This is a genomic window from Hydrogenophaga sp. PAMC20947 (assembly GCF_004795855.1).
Taxonomy (GTDB): Bacteria; Pseudomonadota; Gammaproteobacteria; order Burkholderiales; family Burkholderiaceae_C; genus Hydrogenophaga.
Genome location: NZ_CP039252.1, coordinates 3751964 through 3769711, shown reverse-complemented (window position 1 = coordinate 3769711; position 17748 = coordinate 3751964). Strand labels below are relative to the sequence as shown.

General features: G+C 63.0%; 15 protein-coding genes. 4 read left to right on the top strand and 11 right to left on the bottom strand.

The annotated features are described in order from the left end of the window. Position 1 precedes the first annotated feature (1 nt). Together E5678_RS17280 and E5678_RS17275 are read right to left on the bottom strand one after the other, a co-directional pair. Positions 2-361 (bottom strand): c-type cytochrome, encoded by a 360-nt coding sequence (locus tag E5678_RS17280; RefSeq protein ID WP_136179673.1) that lies wholly within the window; start codon positions 359-361, stop codon positions 2-4. Next, complete coding sequence (locus E5678_RS17275) at positions 358-2028, bottom strand: PQQ-dependent dehydrogenase, methanol/ethanol family (RefSeq protein WP_168708593.1); 1671 nt, start codon at positions 2026-2028, stop codon at positions 358-360. The genes E5678_RS17280 and E5678_RS17275 overlap by 4 nt, the downstream gene beginning before the upstream one ends. A gap of 237 nt (positions 2029-2265) precedes the next feature. On the opposite strand from E5678_RS17275, the gene E5678_RS17270 reads away from it, so the two are divergent. The 3 genes from E5678_RS17270 to E5678_RS17260 are packed head-to-tail and all read left to right on the top strand — an operon-like array spanning position 2266 to position 5730. After that, positions 2266-3543 (top strand): helix-turn-helix domain-containing protein, encoded by a 1278-nt coding sequence (locus E5678_RS17270; protein ID WP_136179672.1) that lies wholly within the window; start codon positions 2266-2268, stop codon positions 3541-3543. 34 nt (positions 3544-3577) lie between these two features. After that, positions 3578-4681, top strand: a complete 1104-nt coding sequence (locus E5678_RS17265; protein ID WP_136179671.1) for a 3-deoxy-7-phosphoheptulonate synthase — start codon at positions 3578-3580, stop codon at positions 4679-4681. A gap of 20 nt (positions 4682-4701) precedes the next feature. Next, positions 4702-5730: a patatin-like phospholipase family protein gene (locus E5678_RS17260; RefSeq protein ID WP_136179670.1), complete on the top strand. Its 1029-nt coding sequence runs from the start codon at positions 4702-4704 to the stop codon at positions 5728-5730. Between the two features lie 213 nt (positions 5731-5943). On the opposite strand, the gene infA is transcribed toward E5678_RS17260, so the two are convergent. From infA to minC, 8 genes are all read right to left on the bottom strand, one after another. Further along, positions 5944-6198 (bottom strand): translation initiation factor IF-1, encoded by a 255-nt coding sequence (infA, locus tag E5678_RS17255; RefSeq protein ID WP_056265133.1) that lies wholly within the window; start codon positions 6196-6198, stop codon positions 5944-5946. 26 nt (positions 6199-6224) lie between these two features. Continuing rightward, entirely contained in the window at positions 6225-6782 is a 558-nt protein-coding gene (locus E5678_RS22670) for a hypothetical protein (RefSeq protein ID WP_247596812.1), read from the bottom strand. 182 nt (positions 6783-6964) lie between these two features. Further along, entirely contained in the window at positions 6965-7747 is a 783-nt protein-coding gene (locus E5678_RS17245; protein ID WP_136179669.1) for a hypothetical protein, read from the bottom strand. Positions 7748-7772: 25 nt separating this feature from the next. Next, positions 7773-9275: a M48 family metalloprotease gene (locus E5678_RS17240; RefSeq protein WP_136179668.1), complete on the bottom strand. Its 1503-nt coding sequence runs from the start codon at positions 9273-9275 to the stop codon at positions 7773-7775. 123 nt (positions 9276-9398) lie between these two features. Next, the gene (locus E5678_RS17235) at positions 9399-11102 is read right to left on the bottom strand and encodes an AarF/UbiB family protein (protein WP_136180837.1); all 1704 of its coding nucleotides are present in this window, start codon (positions 11100-11102) and stop codon (positions 9399-9401) included. A 186-nt stretch (positions 11103-11288) separates the two neighbouring features. After that, the gene (gene minE / locus E5678_RS17225; protein WP_136179666.1) at positions 11289-11549 is read right to left on the bottom strand and encodes a cell division topological specificity factor MinE; all 261 of its coding nucleotides are present in this window, start codon (positions 11547-11549) and stop codon (positions 11289-11291) included. Positions 11550-11553: 4 nt separating this feature from the next. After that, positions 11554-12369: a septum site-determining protein MinD gene (minD, locus tag E5678_RS17220; RefSeq protein ID WP_136179665.1), complete on the bottom strand. Its 816-nt coding sequence runs from the start codon at positions 12367-12369 to the stop codon at positions 11554-11556. 38 nt (positions 12370-12407) lie between these two features. After that, positions 12408-13196, bottom strand: a complete 789-nt coding sequence (gene minC / locus E5678_RS17215) for a septum site-determining protein MinC (RefSeq protein ID WP_136179664.1) — start codon at positions 13194-13196, stop codon at positions 12408-12410. Positions 13197-13517: 321 nt separating this feature from the next. Between minC and E5678_RS17210 the strand changes: the two genes are divergently transcribed. Continuing rightward, positions 13518-14405, top strand: a complete 888-nt coding sequence (locus E5678_RS17210; RefSeq protein WP_136179663.1) for a prenyltransferase — start codon at positions 13518-13520, stop codon at positions 14403-14405. Between the two features lie 528 nt (positions 14406-14933). On the opposite strand, the gene E5678_RS17205 is transcribed toward E5678_RS17210, so the two are convergent. Then, positions 14934-17612: a bifunctional acetate--CoA ligase family protein/GNAT family N-acetyltransferase gene (locus E5678_RS17205; protein WP_136179662.1), complete on the bottom strand. Its 2679-nt coding sequence runs from the start codon at positions 17610-17612 to the stop codon at positions 14934-14936. Positions 17613-17748: the final 136 nt, after the last annotated feature.

The following is a 17748-nucleotide window of genomic DNA, read 5'->3' as shown; positions in this document are numbered from 1 at the left end:
CTCACATCTCCTTGCCACCACGCGTCGACACATAGGCCCACAACCACTGGATCGCGCCAGGATCCAGCGCGCCTTTGAACGACGGCATGTTGTTTTTACCGTTGGTCACCGAGTTGAAAAACCGGTCGGATTCGTCGATGGGAAAACGCCGCAGATCGTACGACGTGGTCCCCGAGTTCACCATGTTGCGTCCATGGCACTGCGCGCAGGTGCGGTCGAACTGGGCCCGCCCCTTGTCCACCAGCGCCTGCGTCGGTGGACCGGGCACGGGCATCATCGCCGGATCGGTATTCGTTTGTGCGCAGACCGCCACCGAAGTGGCGGCCAGACACATCAGCAAAAACTGTCTGCCAGGCATCATTTATCGAGCGCAAACGTCCAGACCGATCCGCCAGCAGGCACTTGCGACATGCGTTCATCGCCCACCAATGCCCAGACACCCCCCGAGCCAGACACCACCGTCACGTACTGCTTGCCATCTTGCTCAAAGGTGACAGGCAGGCCGATGATGCCGGAGCTGGTCTGGAATTCGTAGAGCTTCTTGCCGGTCTCGGCATCCACCGCCATGAACTCGCCCGTGGCCGCACCGGTGAAGACCAGTCCGCCTGCGGTCGACAACGTGCCCGCCATGCTGGGCTGACCGGGCCAGGCCATTTGCCACTTGCTCTTGCCCGTCATGGGATCGATGGCGCTGAGGTAGCCGTGCGGTTCGTTCTTGGGCATGTTCACGCCGCGGAAGTTCACCCCGAGATACCACTCACCTTTTTTGTATTCGGGCTTGGCCAGCTGGTAGGGCCAGCTGATGTTGAGCGTGTTGGCATAGGCCAGGCCGGTCGCCGGGTTCCACGACATGGGGGTCCAGTTCTTGCCGCCCAGTACCGACGGAAAAATCTCCACGTCTTCACCAGCTCGCGCTTTTTTGTCGATCTCGCTGTGCACCGGGCGGCCGGTTTTGAGATCGATGCGGTCGGCCCAGTTGACCTTCACATACGGGTTGGCGGCCAGCAGCTCGCCATTGGCACGGTCCAGCACGTACATGAAGCCGTTGCGGTTGGCTTGTGTCAAGACCTTGCGGACTTTGCCGTCGATCTTCATATCGACCAACATGCCCACTTCGGTCGCGTCGTAATCGTAGGGATCGTTGGGGCTGAACTGGTAGTGCCAGACCAGCTCACCGGTCTTGGGCCGGATCGCCAAGACCGAATCGATGTACAGGTTGTCGCCTTTGCGTGCGTTCGGGTTCCACGGACCACCGTTGCCGGTGCCCCAGTAAACGAGATCCAGCTCGGGATCGTAAGCGCCGGTGAGCCAGGTGGGCGCCCCCCCCTTCAGGTGGGTATCCCCGGGCCAGGTGTCGCCGCCTTTCTGGTCGGGTGCCGCGGTGGTGTAGAAACGCCAGAGTTGCTTGCCCGTTTCCGGGTCCCAGGCATCGATGAAGCCGCGCGTGCCGTATTCACCACCGGCAATGCCGGTCAACACCACGCCATTGGCAATCAGCGGCGCGCTGGTCATGGCCTGGCCATTCTGATAATCGGCGCCCTTGACCTTCCAGAGCTGCTTGCCCGTCTTGGCATCCATGGCGATCACATGCGCATCCAGCGTGGAGCGAAACAGCTTGCCGTTGTAGATGGCAACGCCGCGGTTCAAGATGCCGCAGCAGGCCATCTTGAACACATCTTGCGGCAGGTCAAATTCCTGTTTCCAGATTTGCTTGCCGGTCACGGGGTTGAGCGCCACCGTGCTGTTGTGGGTCGTCACATACATCACGCCCTGGTAAACAATGGGCTGAGACTCTTGGCTCTGCGGGTTGTTCAGGCTGTAGGCCCAGACGGGACGCAGCTTGCCCACGTTGCCCGTGTTGATGTCTTTCAGCGTGCTGTACCGCTGGTTGTTGTAACCCATGCCGTACGTGAGGACGTCGCCGGGGGTGGTGGCGTCTCGCTTCAAATCGTCCAGGCTTTGCGCTTGAACCGAGCCCAGCGCCGCCATCAGCAAAGTGCTGCCGAGAAGGGTGCGATTGATGACCATGCCTTGTCTCCTTGTGGTGGTAGATGCCGGTCGAACTTTTCTGGCCAGCAACCTTTGCATTGTGGAAATTTATGCTGTTCCATGCACCACCGGGTTTTCCCTCGTCCGCATCTGTTCCGCGTCGGAACATGTGCGCAACCCAGGCGACAGCCACTCAGGGTTTGCCCGGTTGTCACGCAGCAGCGTGTGTCGGAGTCTGCAGATGACAACGGTCTGGCCGAATCCATTCCGCGCCACATGAACACCCAAAACCTGCCCAATCAGCCTTTTTTTCGCACGCCGGCGCAGCGCACGGCACTGGCCCGAGAGCGGTTCTTCGAAGAGGGTTTGCGCCCGTCAGGGCTGGTCAGCGAGACCATGATTCACTCCTGGGATCGTTGTCGGCAGCTGGGCCAACGCTGTGAAAAGTCGCCCGCCATCGAACCCGTGGGCCGCAGTGCACTGAGCGCCGCTTTGGAACGCAACGAAGATCTGATCCAGGCCGCCAGCCAGGAGCTGGCGCAATTGCAGGCCTCGTTGAGCGGCACCCATTGCCGCGTGTTGCTCACCGATGAGCGCGGCGTGATCGTGCATATCTCCCAAAACACCGACGAGGCCAACCAATCGGTTTTGAACAAGGCCTCCCGACTGGGTGTGAACCTGGCTGAGAACCGCTTGGGCACGACAGCGCCGGGCATCGTCGTGCACACCGGGCAAGCCAGCCACGTGGAAGCTGGCGAACATTTTTACACCCTGTTCAGGGAGCTGCGCTGCGCGGCGGCGCCCATTCGCGATATCCATGGACAACTCGCCGGGGTGCTGGATCTGTCCACCGAAGCGCGTGATTTTGGATTTGATGCGGCGGCAGTGGTGGGCATGTTTGCGACCACGATCGGCAACCGCTTGCTCATGGCGCAATCGCGCGAATTGCTGGTGTTGCAGTTTCAAACCGCCCCCAGCCTGCTGAACACCCCCATGGAAGGCTTGCTGGGGGTGGACACCCACGGGAAGGTGATCTGGATCAACCGCGTGGGGCACAGTTTGCTCGGCGCCTCCCAAGAGACCGGGGGTATGCATACCAACGATGTGCTCGGTATGGATTTGCGCGATTTGCTGGGTTTGAGTCGCGCGGCCAGGCCGCAGCTGGTGCAGCTGCCCAGCGGCCTGGGTATTTGGGCCAGGGCCAGCATGCAAAGCGCCGATGGCATCGATACCCGCCACGCAGTCAACTGGGTCAGCGACACGCCTGGGTGCCCGCCTGAAGCCGGCCCGCTGCCCGAGAGGCGCCTTGCAGCCGCGGTCTGCCTGCCTGAGCAAACGCCAACCCAAACGGCAGCACCGCCTGAGCCGCCGCCGCCAGCGGCAGCAGAGCCCGCACACGAGGCATCTTCCCTGGCCGAATCGCAACGCCGCCTGATCAGGGAAACGCTGAAGGTTCACCACGGCAACGTAGCCAAAACCGCCCGTTTGCTGGGGGTTTCCCGTGGCTTGGTGTACCGGCACATGCCCAAGACAACCCCCGGCGCCTCGGATTGAACCTTTTCTGGGGCAGGGACTGCGACAATGCGGCATGCCCCACACCGTTCACGCCCACACGCCTGCCGCCTCCACCCTCGACACCACCCGCATCGACGATCTGCGCATCGGCGCGGTGCGCCCGCTGATCACGCCGGCCCTGCTCCAGGAATGGTTGCCCACCCCAGACGCAGCACAGACACTGGTCGAGACCAGCCGGGCGGCCATTTCCCGCGTGCTGCATGGCCAGGACGACCGCCTCGTGGTGGTCGTGGGGCCCTGCTCCATCCACGACCACGAGCAGGCCATCACCTACGCCCACCTGCTCAAGGCGCAAGCCGACGCCCTGAAGGACGAGCTGCTGATCGTCATGCGTGTGTACTTCGAAAAGCCCCGCACCACGGTGGGCTGGAAGGGCTACATCAACGATCCCCACATGGACGACAGCTTTGCCATCAACGAAGGGCTGGAGCTGGCCCGCGCGCTGCTGCTGGACGTGCTGGCGCTCGGCTTGCCGGTGGGCACCGAGTTTCTCGATCTGCTGTCACCACAATTCATAAGTGACCTGGTGAGCTGGGGCGCCATCGGCGCGCGCACCACCGAAAGCCAGAGCCACCGCCAGCTCGCCAGTGGCCTGAGTTGCCCGGTGGGCTTCAAGAACGGCACCGACGGCGGCATCAAGGTTGCCTCCGACGCGATCCAGGCCGCACAAGCTCCGCATGCCTTCATGGGCATGACCAAGATGGGCCAGGCCGCGGTGTTTGAGACGCGCGGCAACCAGGACTGCCATGTGATCCTGCGCGGCGGCAAAGCGCCCAACTACAGTGCACAAGACGTGAACGCAGCCTGCGACCTGCTGAAAAGCGCGGGCCTGCGCGAGCAAGTGATGATCGATGTGTCACACGCCAACAGCAGCAAGCAGCACCGCAAACAAATCGACGTCGCGGCCGATGTGGCCGCCCAGGTTGCAGCAGGCGATGCCCGTATCACTGGCCTCATGATTGAGAGCCACCTGCAAGAAGGCCGCCAGGACATCGTGGCCGACCAGCCTCTGCAACACGGCGTGAGCGTGACAGACGCCTGCATCAGCTTTGAGCAAACCGTGCCCGTGCTGCAAGGGCTGGCCGCAGCCGTGCGCACCCGGCGCGCGGGGCGTTAAGCCCCCTACCTGGAGTCACCATGGGCCTGCTGCAACGCCAACCCCCGGCCATCAATCTGGCCCTTCAAGGCGGTGGTGCCCATGGCGCGTTCACCTGGGGCGTGCTCGATGCCTTGCTGGAAGATGGCCGGCTGCGTCTGGACGGCGTGAGCGGCACCAGCGCCGGCGCCATGAACGCTGTGATGCTGGCCCAAGGGTTGATGGCGGGAGGAAACGCCGGCGCACGCGAGGCACTGCGTGCGTTCTGGACCGCGGTCGCTGGCAGCACGCCCTTCGAAGTGGCGGTGCCATCGGCCAACGGCAAGGGCGTTCAACTGGCACCCGCCATGCGCCTCATGCTGCAGTGGACCCACTACTTCTCGCCCGAACAGCTCAACCCTTTCGACCTCAACCCGCTGCGCGACATCTTGCTGAAGCAGGTCGATTTTGAGCGCTTGCGCGCGCAGAGCCCGGTGAAGCTGTTCATCGCCACGACCAACGCCAACACCGGCAAGCTGCGCCTGTTCCGCAACCACGAACTCCACGCTGACGCGGTGCTGGCCTCGGCCTGCCTGCCCACCATGCACCGCAGCGTGATCATTGAGGGCGAGCCCTACTGGGACGGTGGCTACGCGGCCAACCCGGCGGTCTTCCCGCTGTTTCACGAGTGCCAGGCCACAGACATTTTGCTGGTGATGCTGTCGCCGCTCAAGCACAGTGCATTGCCCAAATCGGCCAGCGACATCAAGAACCGGATGATGGAGCTGGCCTTCAACGCCACATTTCTGCGTGAGATGCGCATGTTTGCGCACCTGCGCGAGAGCCTCGAAGGCACGTCATGGTGGCGCCGCGGCCTGCTGGAACGCCGGCTGATCAGGACCCACTTCCATGTGATCGAAGCCAGCCAGGTGATGAGCGAGCTCAGCACCGAAAGCAAAGCCGCTGCCCACATGCAGTTTTTCGAGATGCTGTTTGATCTGGGGCGCGATCACGGCGACGCCTGGTTGAAGGCCCACCATGGCGATATCGGCCACCGCAGCAGCGCCGACCTCGGTCAACTGTTTTACTGAAGCGGCCCGATGCTTGTCACGCGGCAGCGCAGGCTAGGTCCATCATCACCCGCACCGCAGAGATTTCGGCTACGGGCGCGGCGGCGAATTCGGATCCTGCTGAGAATCATGCAGGCGGAATGCAGCCAGGTGATGCACAAGGGCTCGATCCGTTCGGAAACGAAAAAGCACCTCACGCCGCTGTGGCGTGAGGTGCTTTTTTCGTGAGCGGCTTCAGCGAGGCTTGCGCGGCACCATCGGGCCACGGCCTTCGATGTGGCGGAAATTGATGCGACCCTTGGTCAGGTCGTAGGGCGAGAGCTCCAGAGAAACCCGGTCACCCGCGAGGATGCGGATGTGGTTCTTCTTCATCTTGCCCGCCGAATAGGCGATCAATTGGTGTCCGTTGTCCAGGGTGACGCGAAAACGGGTGTCGGGCAACACCTCGTTGACGATACCCATCATGTCGATCAGTTCTTCCTTGGCCATGCTCAGTACTCCAGTAATTGCTTCGTTCAGATACAGATAGGGTCTGCAGGCGACAAAACCGCCGCAGAGTTGGGGCGGCTGCGCTGACGCAGCGTGTCCTTCACCCAGTCAATGCCTTGGGCTACCGCATAGCGGGCCGCTGCATCGAAGGTCGGGAATTCGTCGACAAACCGCATCACGCGATCGGTGCTGGCGCTACCCGTGCCGCTGGCAATGGATACCTGCGCGGCGAAACGCCCGTCGGGCAGGGCCTTGGGGCAGGCCGCGATGCGGTACTGACCCAGATTCAGCGGTGACACCCTCTTCGTGTCGAAAGTGATTGGCTTGCTGTTTTTGTTGTGGCTAGAGTTTGTTGTTGTATGAATCATCAAATTATCGTGGGGTGTGGCGTCAAAGCCAAATGTTTGCAAGACGCGCGTCACCCGAAAACTACATGTGGCAGCCCCAAGCGCCGGGGGTAACCGCTGCCAAGTGCCGATCGGGCCGGTGAAAACACCTCCGACAAGAACCGGCGCCATCGCCATGACAGTGGCAACAGCTGCAGCAGGTAAAAAAGACCAAGGCGCTGTGAGAGAAGCACCCATGGCACGCCAAGGAGGGGCTAGACCGGCGGCCCCACTGTTTCAATTACAAAACAGCCTGTCAGGGGCAGATACACACGGCGGTAAAACCTGAATGCAGCCAGTCGCCCAAGGCGAACCAGCTAATGTACCACGATGCGGAAAAAATGCAAGTGAAGTGGGACCCAAGCCCCTTGCCGAGCCCTTCAGCAATGCAAAAAGAACCGCCTGTCATGGGCTTTTTGGCGGCGGGCACGCAGCCGATCTTGCTCTTGCCCGCTTTGGGGTTGCCTGGCCCTGGCATCGATATGCCGGATCACTTCATCCAGCCTGCTGCATTCCGCTTGTTTGTCGGTCGATGCAACAGCACGTTGAGACACTGGTACTTGTTGAACGGGCGACTGGGCCTTGTTCAAGCTGCGCTCAGCGATGGCGATCTTCTGGTTCAGCGTCATGTTGCGGGGCACGGTCACCATGCGGTCCACCAGCGCCTTTTGCTGGTTGCAATGCCGGGTCGACCAGAAAGCTCCACCCGAATAGGGCTTGCAACGATAAAGCGTGTGGGAGGACGGGGTTTCGGGCATGGACGGAACAGCGCTGACCGGCGCCTGTGTGTCCGCCGAGCTGCGCTGGACCACACCCCCGCCACACCCTGAATCGCTGTAGACCACCTGTTCACCCACTTGGCAACGGGTCCAGGTCTGCACAGGCATGGCTTGCCGAAGCTGCTCATCACGGCGTTCCTTGGGCATCGCCTCTGTACGGAGCTCGTCTGGCAAAGGGGCTGCCGGGGAGACCACAGGTGCGGGCACCGGTTGGGCTGCAGTACCGTCTTCCAACCAGGCCCTGTGACCAAAAAAGCCCGCCACACCCACCGCCACGATGGCCGCGGCGATGAGGAGGGTCGGCGTGGCACTGCTGGCAGGTGGCGTGAAGGGAGAAGCCTCCGCCGTGTGGGCCCAATCGGGCACGGGATCACGATCCGCCATCACACAAGCCTGCCGGACCGACCGCTCATTGCTCGGTCACAACCTTCACCAGCGAGCCCACCGCCGGCTCGGCGCCCGCGCCGTACAGGCCATTGAGCAGGCGCAACTGGCGAGCCACCTGAGGCACCGGTGCCGACTGGCGCTCCAACTCGGCAAAGCCACCGCGCGGGAACGGCACCACGCTCAGCTGCCATGGCCTGGCCGCGCGGGTGTCAGCAGCACTCATGGCACGGAACGATTGCTCGGCCGACTTGAGACCCGACTGCGCCTGCTGGCGCGCGGCCGGGCTCGCGGCGAGGTAGAGCAGGGCGTAGTTGAGTTGCTGCGGACCGGTCACGATCGTGGCTTCGACCCCCTGCGCCTGGCCATTGGCGGCTTGGTTGGTCCCCACAAAGTGCGTGGAGGTGAAGCCATTGAGCTGACCACGCGTGGCATTGCCCTGGGTGGGTTTGAACGCGTTGCGGATGATCTCGTCGTGTGAGCTGCCCGCCTTGGGCGGCAGGGTCACCATGCGCAGCGCCGCATCGCCTTTCGGGCTGACGAAGGTGAGCGCTGTGGCCGCGTTCTGAATGCGCCAGCCGTTGGGCGCGGTCAGGGCGATGCCCAGACCGGCGTGGTAAAAATTTTGTCCTCGGGTCAGACCCTGCTCTGGGCTTTCCCCAAATCGCACGCCCTCCATGGCCCGCAGGAAGCGCTGGCGGCCATCGTCCTTGTAGTCGCCCTTGTATTGGGCGGCAATGCGGCGGATGGACGCCAGTCGCTGATCGTTGCTGGGGTGCGAGGCCAGCCAGGAATTGCCCTCAGACGCTTGACGGCCTTCCGCCCGCGCCACATCGCCGGCGTATTGCTCCTGCGACTTGAGCACCTGGATCACGTCGACCATGTTGTCGGGGGCATAGCGGGTGCGCGACAGGTATTCAGCGCCCAGGGTGTCAGCCTGCAGCTCCTGCTCGCGGCTGTACTTCGCCACATAACCGGCGGCCACGCCTTGGGCGGTCTGGCCAGCGAGCTCGGTGGCGCCCGAAACGCCCTGGCTCTCGAGCACCGCACCCAGAATGGTCGCGGCGAACACCCCCAGACCGGCGTCTTGCTGGCGCGTGGCCCGCTGGGCGCCGTGGCGTGCAGTGACGTGGCCAATCTCATGGCCGATCACGCCGGCCATGTCGGCCTCGCTTTCCATGTAGGCCAGGATGCCGCGCGTGATGTAGACATAACCGCCCGGCAAAGCAAAGGCGTTGATCTCGGGGCTGTCGAGCACGGTGAAGGTCCAGGGAATGTTCGCGCGGTGTGACTCGCGCGCCAATTTCTGCCCCACCTCGTTGACATAGGCTTGCAGGCGCGGGTTTTTGTACACCCCGTATTCCTGCATCACCTGCTCATGGGCCTTCTTGCCTTCTGCCAGCTCGGCGGACTCGCTCATGACGCTGCGCTCGGTCTGCCCGGTCACCGGGTTGATCACCTGGCTGCCGCAGCCGGCGAGCAGGGTGAGCGACAGAGCAAGGGGCAGCAAACGGAAAGAGGGGGTCATGTTGGGGCTCCTGTGAACAGCTTCAGAGCGCAAGGCGGCTCAAGCGTCGGGAATAGGGGGGGGGACAGACGAACAGAAGAATCATAGGCACAGGTCATCCCTGAGCAACCCCGCCGAAGGCGTTCATTCGTCGGGGTCGTGATCGCGTCCACGGCTGCTGCGCCAGATGGCGCGCACCAGCCACAGCCCGCCCACAAAGGCGCTGAGAAAACCCAGAAATCCAAAGGCGGGGAGACCCAGCAGCGTCGGCCCACCTTGCACCGTCATCACGATGGACGAGCCGATGATCAGCGCAGCGATCACCAGTGCCATGGTGAGGCGGTTGGCGGCGCGGTCGATCTGGTCGCCCACGCGCTTGAGGTGGGCCAGCTCGATGCCCACGTGCAAGCGCCCGCGCCGCGCGTTGCGCAGCAAACGCGACACGTCGTGGGGCAGCTGCTCGGCCACCGCCAGCGTGCGGCGCAGCGTTTGCCAGGCGCGGTTGGCCACGACCTTGGGCTCGTAGCGGGCGCGCACCACTTTCTTGAGCAGCGGCAGGGCTTCGCTGGTCATGTGGAATTCGGGGTCCAGGCTGCGGCCCATGCCTTCGAGCGTGATGAAGGCCTTGATCAGCAAAGCCATGTCGGACGGCAGGCCGAGGTGGTGCTCCCGCAGGATGGTGGTCACATCGGCCAGCATCTGGCCCAGGTTGAGGGCGGCCAGCGGCGAGCCGTGGTACTGGTCCACAAAGGCCTCAATTTCGTTTTCGAGCGCACTGAGATTGAGGTGGTGGTCGTCGCCCGTCCAGTCCAGCAGCACATCGGCCACGGTCTGCGGCTGGCGCTCGATCAGGCCGAGCAGCAGCTGCAACAGCTCGTCGCGCCGGCGGGGCGTGAGACGCCCGATCATGCCAAAATCGATGAAGGCGATGCGATTGCCTTCGAGGTAAAACACGTTGCCCGGGTGTGGGTCGGCGTGGAACACGCCGTCTTCCACGATCATCTTCAGCACCGCCTGGGCGCCGCGCTGGGCCAGCAGCTGCCGGTCAAACCCGAGCACATCGAGCTGTCCCAGCGCGGGGCCGGGCACCCCTACGATGAAGTCCTGCACGTTGACCCGCTCGCTGGTGTGGGCCCAGTGCACCTTGGGCACCACGATCCAGGGCAGCTCGGCCAGGTTGGCCGCGATGCGCTCGGCGTTGCGGCACTCACTGGCCAGATCGAGCTCGCGACGCAACGAGCGCGCCAGCTCGCGCACCAGTTGCTGCGGCCGGTAGGGTTTGAGCGTGGGAGTTTCGGCCTCGACCACCGCCGCAAGGCGGGCCATCAACCGCAAATCGGCTTCGATGGTGTCGGCGATGCCCGGGCGGCGGATCTTGACAACCACCTCGGTGCCATCGAGCAGCTGCGCCCGGTGAACCTGGGCAATGGAGGCGGCCGCCAGCGGCTGCGTTTCAAACCGTGCAAACACCGCCTCAGGCTCGCCCCCCAGATCCTCGCGCAGTTGTGGCCGCAAGATGTCCATGGGCACCGCAGGCACATGGCTGTGAAGTTTTTCAAATTCGGCGATGTACTCGGGGCCAAACAGATCGGCCCGCCCGGCCAGGATTTGGCCCAGCTTCACAAAAGTGGGTCCGAGCTCTTCCAGGGCCAGGCGCACCTGAACGGCGGGCTCCAGGCGCGCCAGATGCGCAGCAGTGTCCCAATGCAGCACATGGCCAGCCCGCTCGAGCCGGTCGGCCAGGCCCAAGCGGCGCACACTGTCGCCAAATCCATGGCGCACCAGCACGCCCAGGATCGTGTTGAGCCGGCCCATGTCGCGGGCCGCACCGAGTGTTTCGATCAGCATGGGCTGATGATAGACCGGTGCCATGGCGGAGCCTGGGAACCGGGGCATCAGCCGGTACTTTCCCGCCTGGAGCTGCGACCCGCGCAGCGGCGGAGCGTGGGGGCTCGACGATTCATCGCCGGGCCGCCCCAAGGTGAATCTGCCCCCTTGGGGGGCAGCGACCCGCGCAGCGGCGGAGCGTGGGGGCTATTTCCTGTCCGGCAATTCGATCTTGACTTCCAGCACATCCAGATTGTCCTGGCGCTCGAGCTGGACCTTGATGTCTTCCTGGTTGATCTTGATGTATTTGCTGATCACGGCCATGAGTTCGCGTTGCAAAGCAGGCAGGTAGTCGGGCTCATCGGCATTGCGACCGCTGCGCTCGTGGGCCAGGATGATCTGGAGCCGTTCTTTGGCGACGCTGGCGGTTTTCTTTTTCTCGCCAATAAAGAAGGAGAGGAAAGACATGGCTTCACTTCCTCCCGAAGACGCGCTTGAAGAAGCCTGATTTTTCGGCTTCTATAAACCGCAGGGGTTTATCGGCACCCAGGAATCGCTCGATCACGTCGCTGTAAGCCTCGGCCACGTCCGTTCCCTTGAGGTGGATGGCGGGCGTGCCCTGGTTGGAAGCGGTCAGCACACTTTCACTCTCGGGGATCACACCAATCAGCTTGATGCGCAGGATGTCCTGGATGTCTTCAAGCGACAGCATCTGGCCTTCGGCCACGCGACCGGGGTTGTAGCGGGTGATCAGCAGGTGTTCCTTGATGGCTTCCTTGCCTTCCATGGCACGCTTGGTCTTGCTGCCCAGCATGCCCAGAATGCGGTCGGAATCGCGCACACTGGAGACCTCGGGGTTGGTCACGATCAACGCTTCGTCGGCAAAGTGCATGGCCATCAAAGCGCCGGTCTCGATACCGGCGGGCGAATCGCAAACAATGTAGTCAAAGCCCATTTCAGACAGATCTGTGAGCACCTTTTCGACCCCCTCCAGCGACAGCGCGTCTTTGTCGCGCGTCTGGCTGGCGGCCAGCACGAAGAGGTTGTCGACCTGCTTGTCCTTGATCAGCGCCTGATTGAGGTTGGCTTCGCCCTGGATCACATTGATCAAGTCGTACACCACGCGGCGCTCACAACCCATGATCAGGTCAAGGTTGCGCAGGCCCACGTCAAAGTCGATGACAGCTGTCTTGAGACCGCGCAAGGCAAGGCCGGCGGAGAAACTGGCGCTGGTCGTGGTTTTGCCCACGCCGCCTTTACCGGAGGTGACAACAACGATACGGGTCATGGTGAGGGGTCTTTCTCGAACGGGATGGACTGTCAGAATCAGGAGGCAATGGCGTCAATAACCAGCTTGTCGCCATCGGGGCCGGGCACCAGGCGAACCTGGGCGGCTTTGCCTTGCACCGCATCGGGCAAGGTGTTTTCGCTGGTGCGGTAAATACCCGCAATCGAAATCAGTTCGGGCGCCATCGACAGCGCAAAAATGCGGGCGTCGCCGTTGCCCCGCGCGCCGGCAATCGCTTTGCCACGCAGGGGGGCGTACACATGGATGTGGCCGTCGGCTATCACTTCGGCACCTGGGTTGACCATGGCCATCACGATCAGATCGCGGCCACGGGCATACACCTGCTGTCCCGAGCGCAAGGGCTTGTCGACCACCATGGCGCCGGGCGCAGGCGCGGCCGACGGGGGTTGGTCCTGCGCCGCCGCTGGCACGGCGGGGCGGGGCTCGGTGTCGGCCTCAGCCGAACGCTGGGCGCTGCGTTGCACGATGGCATCTTCGGCCGAGATCAGGCCAGCGGCGAACGCGGCTGCCATCAGGGTTGCATTTCCACCCCGCACCGCCAAGGGCTGCAGACGGTAGGCGCGCAACATGTCCGACAACACGCTGAAATCCAGCGCCGTGGGCACATGTTCACCAACCACCAGCGACGACAAATCCACCACCAGCGGATCGTTGTCGAAGAAATCGGGCATGTCACCGAAACGCTGCGCCAGCTCCTGGCTCAACCGGTCAAGGTCGGCGGATTTCAGCAGCAGGGCGACCAAGGGCAGGTTGGCGCTCTTGATTTCGAAGGTGGTGGGGGCGTTGGCGCTGAGGATCGTGGACATGAATCGTGACAAAGCCGGGCTGGAACCGGATGGGCCAGCCGCCTGAGGAGGCAGTTTACCAGTCGCCCCGTGCCGACCCCAAGGTGGAAGGTGACCACTTGTGTCCGATCGGTCCCGCGGTGCCCGACAAAGATCAAGGCAGCATGCAGCCGTCTTGCCCATACTGAACCCATGACGCTACCAGAATTGGGCCCTGCGACAGATCACCCAGCCAGCCCCACATCAGAATCCGCACGCGCAAGCGGCCCAAAAGCCGGGTCCGCCTCCCCTGTGCAGCCACCGCCGGTCCCACCCGCGCTGCCCTTGAAGGTGTGGTGGCGCATGACACGGCCCGCTTTTCTGTTGCTCACCGTGGTGGCTTGCCTGCTGGGCACGGCGATCGCTTCGTCCTGCGGTTGCGGGCTGGACATGCCCCTCGCGCTGGGATCAACGGTGGTCGCGGCCATGGCACACGCCCTGGGCAATGTCATCAATGACCAGCACGATGCGCGCAACGGCGCTGACGCCGCCAACACCCAGGGCGTGTTCCCTTTCACAGGGGGCTCGCGCCTGATCCAGAACGGCACCGTGACCGAACAACACACCGCGGATCTGGCCAAGGCCTTGTTCGTGCTGCTGATCCCCGCCGGCTTGCTGATCGCGGTGCAAGCAGGGCCAGGCATCTTGCTGCTGGGCGCCGCGGGGCTGCTGCTGGCCTGGGCCTATTCCGCCCCCCCTTTGCAGTTGATGTCACGCGGAATGGGTGAATTCGCGGTGGCACTGGCCTGGTTTGGCGTGGTGGTGGGGGCCGACTATGTGCAGCGGCGCCACTTTTTCCTGATCCCTGCCAGCGCGGGGCTGGGCTTCGCACTCATGGTCGCGGCCTTGCTGGTGATCAACGGTGTGCCCGACGCGAAGGCCGATGCCAGCGTGGGCAAGCGCACCCTGGTGGTGCGGCTGGGCACCCGGGGGGCCACGATGATGTACGGCGCCTTGGTGCTGGCCGCCCACGCCTGGCTGGCCATCAGCGTGTGGTTGCTGATTCCGCCCATACCGGCGCTCTGGGGCCTGGTCTCCCTGCCGCTGTCGCTCACGGCCTGGGTGCTCTTGATCCGCCATGCCGACCAGCCCCAACGCCTGAAACCGGCCCTGGCGCTCACCGTGGCAGCGACCTTGACCCATGGTCTGGGCATGGCCTGGGGATTTGCCCACATGTCGATGTTGAGATAACCCCGCGAGCCAAGTGTTGGCGGCACACCCGAGTGCACCGTGGGCCTGCTCGGTGAAGAAACCGTCCAGCGTGCCCTTGAAGTCGGCGTCGCCGATCTGCCCAGCCACGTTGGTGCCTTCCTAGGCACCCGAGGTGGCCAGCAAGCGGGTCCCCAGGTGTTGACCCTCGCTTCAAAAACATGAGCTGGGGTTTTGTACAGACAATCCACTTTCATTGATCCACAACCCTGTGGATAATTTTTTAACAACCCACCAGTTATCCACAGGCCCATCGATAAAGCCCAAGTTGTCCCCAATTCACTTCGCCATGAACAGGCCACTCGACACAGACTTTGGACCTCGCTAAATCATTGATTTAAAAGGAAAAAACAGACTTATCCCGGAAAAACGGTTTGCTCTACTACCACTACTAATTTGAAATAAAGATATAGAAGAATAAGAAACGCGAACAAAAACGGGAACAAAAAAAGCCGCCAGGCGATGCCGGGCGGCTGAAAATGAACTTTGCCTGGCTGTTTTGAACAGCGTTCAGAGGGTGTAGGTCAGCAGTTTGAAGTCGGGGTCGTCTGGAAACGGCTTGGCTGTGAAGCCCAGGCTTTTCATGAGCTTGAGCATGCCGGGGTTGTTCGCCAACACCAGGCCCTCGATCTCGGCCAGCCCCTTGTCACGCGCTTCTTCCATGATGCTGAGCATCAAGCGCGAACCCAGACCCTTGCCATTGAAGTCGTCCGCAACCACCAGCGAAAACTCGCAGCTGGACTTGTCGGGGTTGGTGATGTAGCGGGAAACGCCCACTACCCGCTCGATTTCGACGGTTTTGCCTTCAGGACTGTCTTTGCGTTCCCGGTGGATGGCCACCAGCGCCATCTCTCGGTCGTAGTCGATCAGGGTGAGGCGCGAGAGCATGGGCAGGGGCAATTCCTTCATGGAAGAGACAAAACGGAAGTAGCGGCTCTCTGGCGACAGGTTTTGCACCAGTTCCTGCAGCATCTCGGCGTCATCGGGGTGGATGGGCCGGATGGTGTACTCACCCCCGCCCCGCATGGGCCAGATCTGTTCGTAGCGGGCTGGGTAGGGCAGGATGGCCAGGTGGGCGTAGTTGCGGGCGGAGGCTGGCGCGTTGTCGATCACGATGCGGGCATCGACCGCCACGGCCCCGGATTCGTCCACGATGATGGGGTTGATGTCCATTTCTCGCAGCTGAGGGAGCTCACAGGCCATTTCCGACACCCGGAGTAGCACATGCTCAAGGGCGGCCCGATCGACCGCTGTGGCCCCTCTCCAGGCGTCCAGGGTCTCATTTGCGCGTGAACGTTCGATCAGGCGGCGCGCCAGAAACAAATTGAGGGGGGGAAGGGACATGGCCCGGTCGTTGATCAACTCGATCATGGTGCCGCCGGCGCCGAAGGCGATCACCGGGCCAAACGGGTCGTCGGTGACCAGGCCGATGTAGAGCTCGCGGCCGCGTTTGTTGCTGGCCATTTTCTGGATGGTGACCCCATTGATGCGTGCGCCGGGCTGCAGCTTGCTCACCGTCTGGATCATGGTCTGGTAGATGTCGCGCACCCCCACAGCGTTCATCACGTTGAGCGCGACGCCGTTGACGTCGCTCTTGTGGCTGATGTCGTATGAATCGATCTTGAGCGCCACCGGGTAGCCCAGCTGGGTGGCAATCATCATGGCTTCGTTGGCGCTGCGGGCCAGGATGGTCTGGGTGACCGGAATGTGGAAGGCCGAGAGCAGGGCCTTGGATTCCATTTCCGTCAACACCTTGCGGCGCTCGGTGAGCACGTTTTCGATCAGCAGCCGCGCGCCTTCCAGGTCGGGTTTGGCCAGGTTGGACAAGGGCGGCGGCGTTTGCTGCAGCAGCTGCTGGTTCTCGTAAAAGCTGGCAATGTTGCCAAACGCGCCTACAGCGGCTTCGGGGGTCCGGAAAGCGGGGATGGCAGCATGCTGCAGCACATCACGGGCCTCGCCCACCGAAGCGTCACCCATCCAGCAGCACAGCAGCGGTTTGCCCAAGCGGTCTTTGAGGTCGGCCATGGCGCGGGCCACTTCAGCGGCATTCACGCCGCCTTTGGGTGAATGCACCACCAGCACACCGTCCACCGTTTTGTCCCGGCCGGCTGCGGCGATGGCTTCGCGGTAGTGCTCAGGCGTGGCTTCTTCAGACAGGTCGATCAGATCGTGCAGCGAGGCGAACGGGGGCAGTTTGGGCTGGAGCTCGGCCGCGGTCTCGGGCGAGAGCTTGCCCAGCTCCAGCGCGATTTCACTCACCCAGTCGGCCGCGAGCACACCTGGCCCACCGCCGTTGGTGACGATGGCCAGGCGCTTGCCCACCGGGCGGTATCGCGAGGCCAGGCATTTGGAGGCCGAGAACAGCTCGACAAACGAGCGCACGCGCACCGCACCCGCCCGGCGCAGGGCGGCTTCGAAGACTTCGTCGCTGCCCACGATGGCGCCGCTGTGGGTTTGCGCGGCTTCATTGCCAGCTTTTTTGCGTCCGGCTTTGAGCACCACCACGGGTTTGGCATTGGCGGCAGCGCGCAGCGCGCTCATGAAACGGCGGGCGCTGGAGATGCCTTCCATGTAGACCACAATGCTGTGGGTCTGTGCGTCGGAGGCAAGGAAATCCAGCGCCTGGGCGAGATCGACCGAGGTGTTGGGGCCCAGGGAGACCACGGTGGAGAAGCCCACGTTGTTTTGGCCGGCCCAGTCGAGGATGGACGCGGTGAGCGCACCTGATTGAGAAATCAGACCCAGCGGGCCTGGGCGGGTGAGCGGGCCCACCACACCCGCGTTGAGGCCGATGCGGGGGCGCTGAAAACCCAGGCTGTTGGGGCCCAGCAGGTGGATGCCGTGTTTGCGGGCCACCAGGTGCATGTCGCTGGCCATGTCGGCTGGAATGCCACTGCCGATCATGAGGGCCGCCTTGCATCTGATGCGGCCCACGACCTCGAGTGCGGCCAGCGCTTCTTTGGGGGGCAAGACGATGATGGCGAGATCGGCCCGCGTCTGGGCCAGATCGGCGAGGGTGCCGGTGGTGTGGGGATCGATGAAGATCAGCTTGCCGCTGAAGCGCTGGGCGGTGATGGATTCCACCAGTGCACGGGCTTGGGGGATCTGGTGTTCCGGATCGCCGTTTTTGCCTACAAAAACGGCGATGACCTCGGGTTGGAACAGAGGGGTCAGGTAGTGTTTGTCCATGAGAACAGAGTGGCACACCTGGCTTTCGCCCGTGTGCGGAAAAGCAGAAGTTTTGGGGCGGATATTTGTCCGTTGTCTCGCTGCGTCTTGTCGCTAGGGCTGCGGTTGGATTTTTGAGTCTATTTGTCTCGTTGAA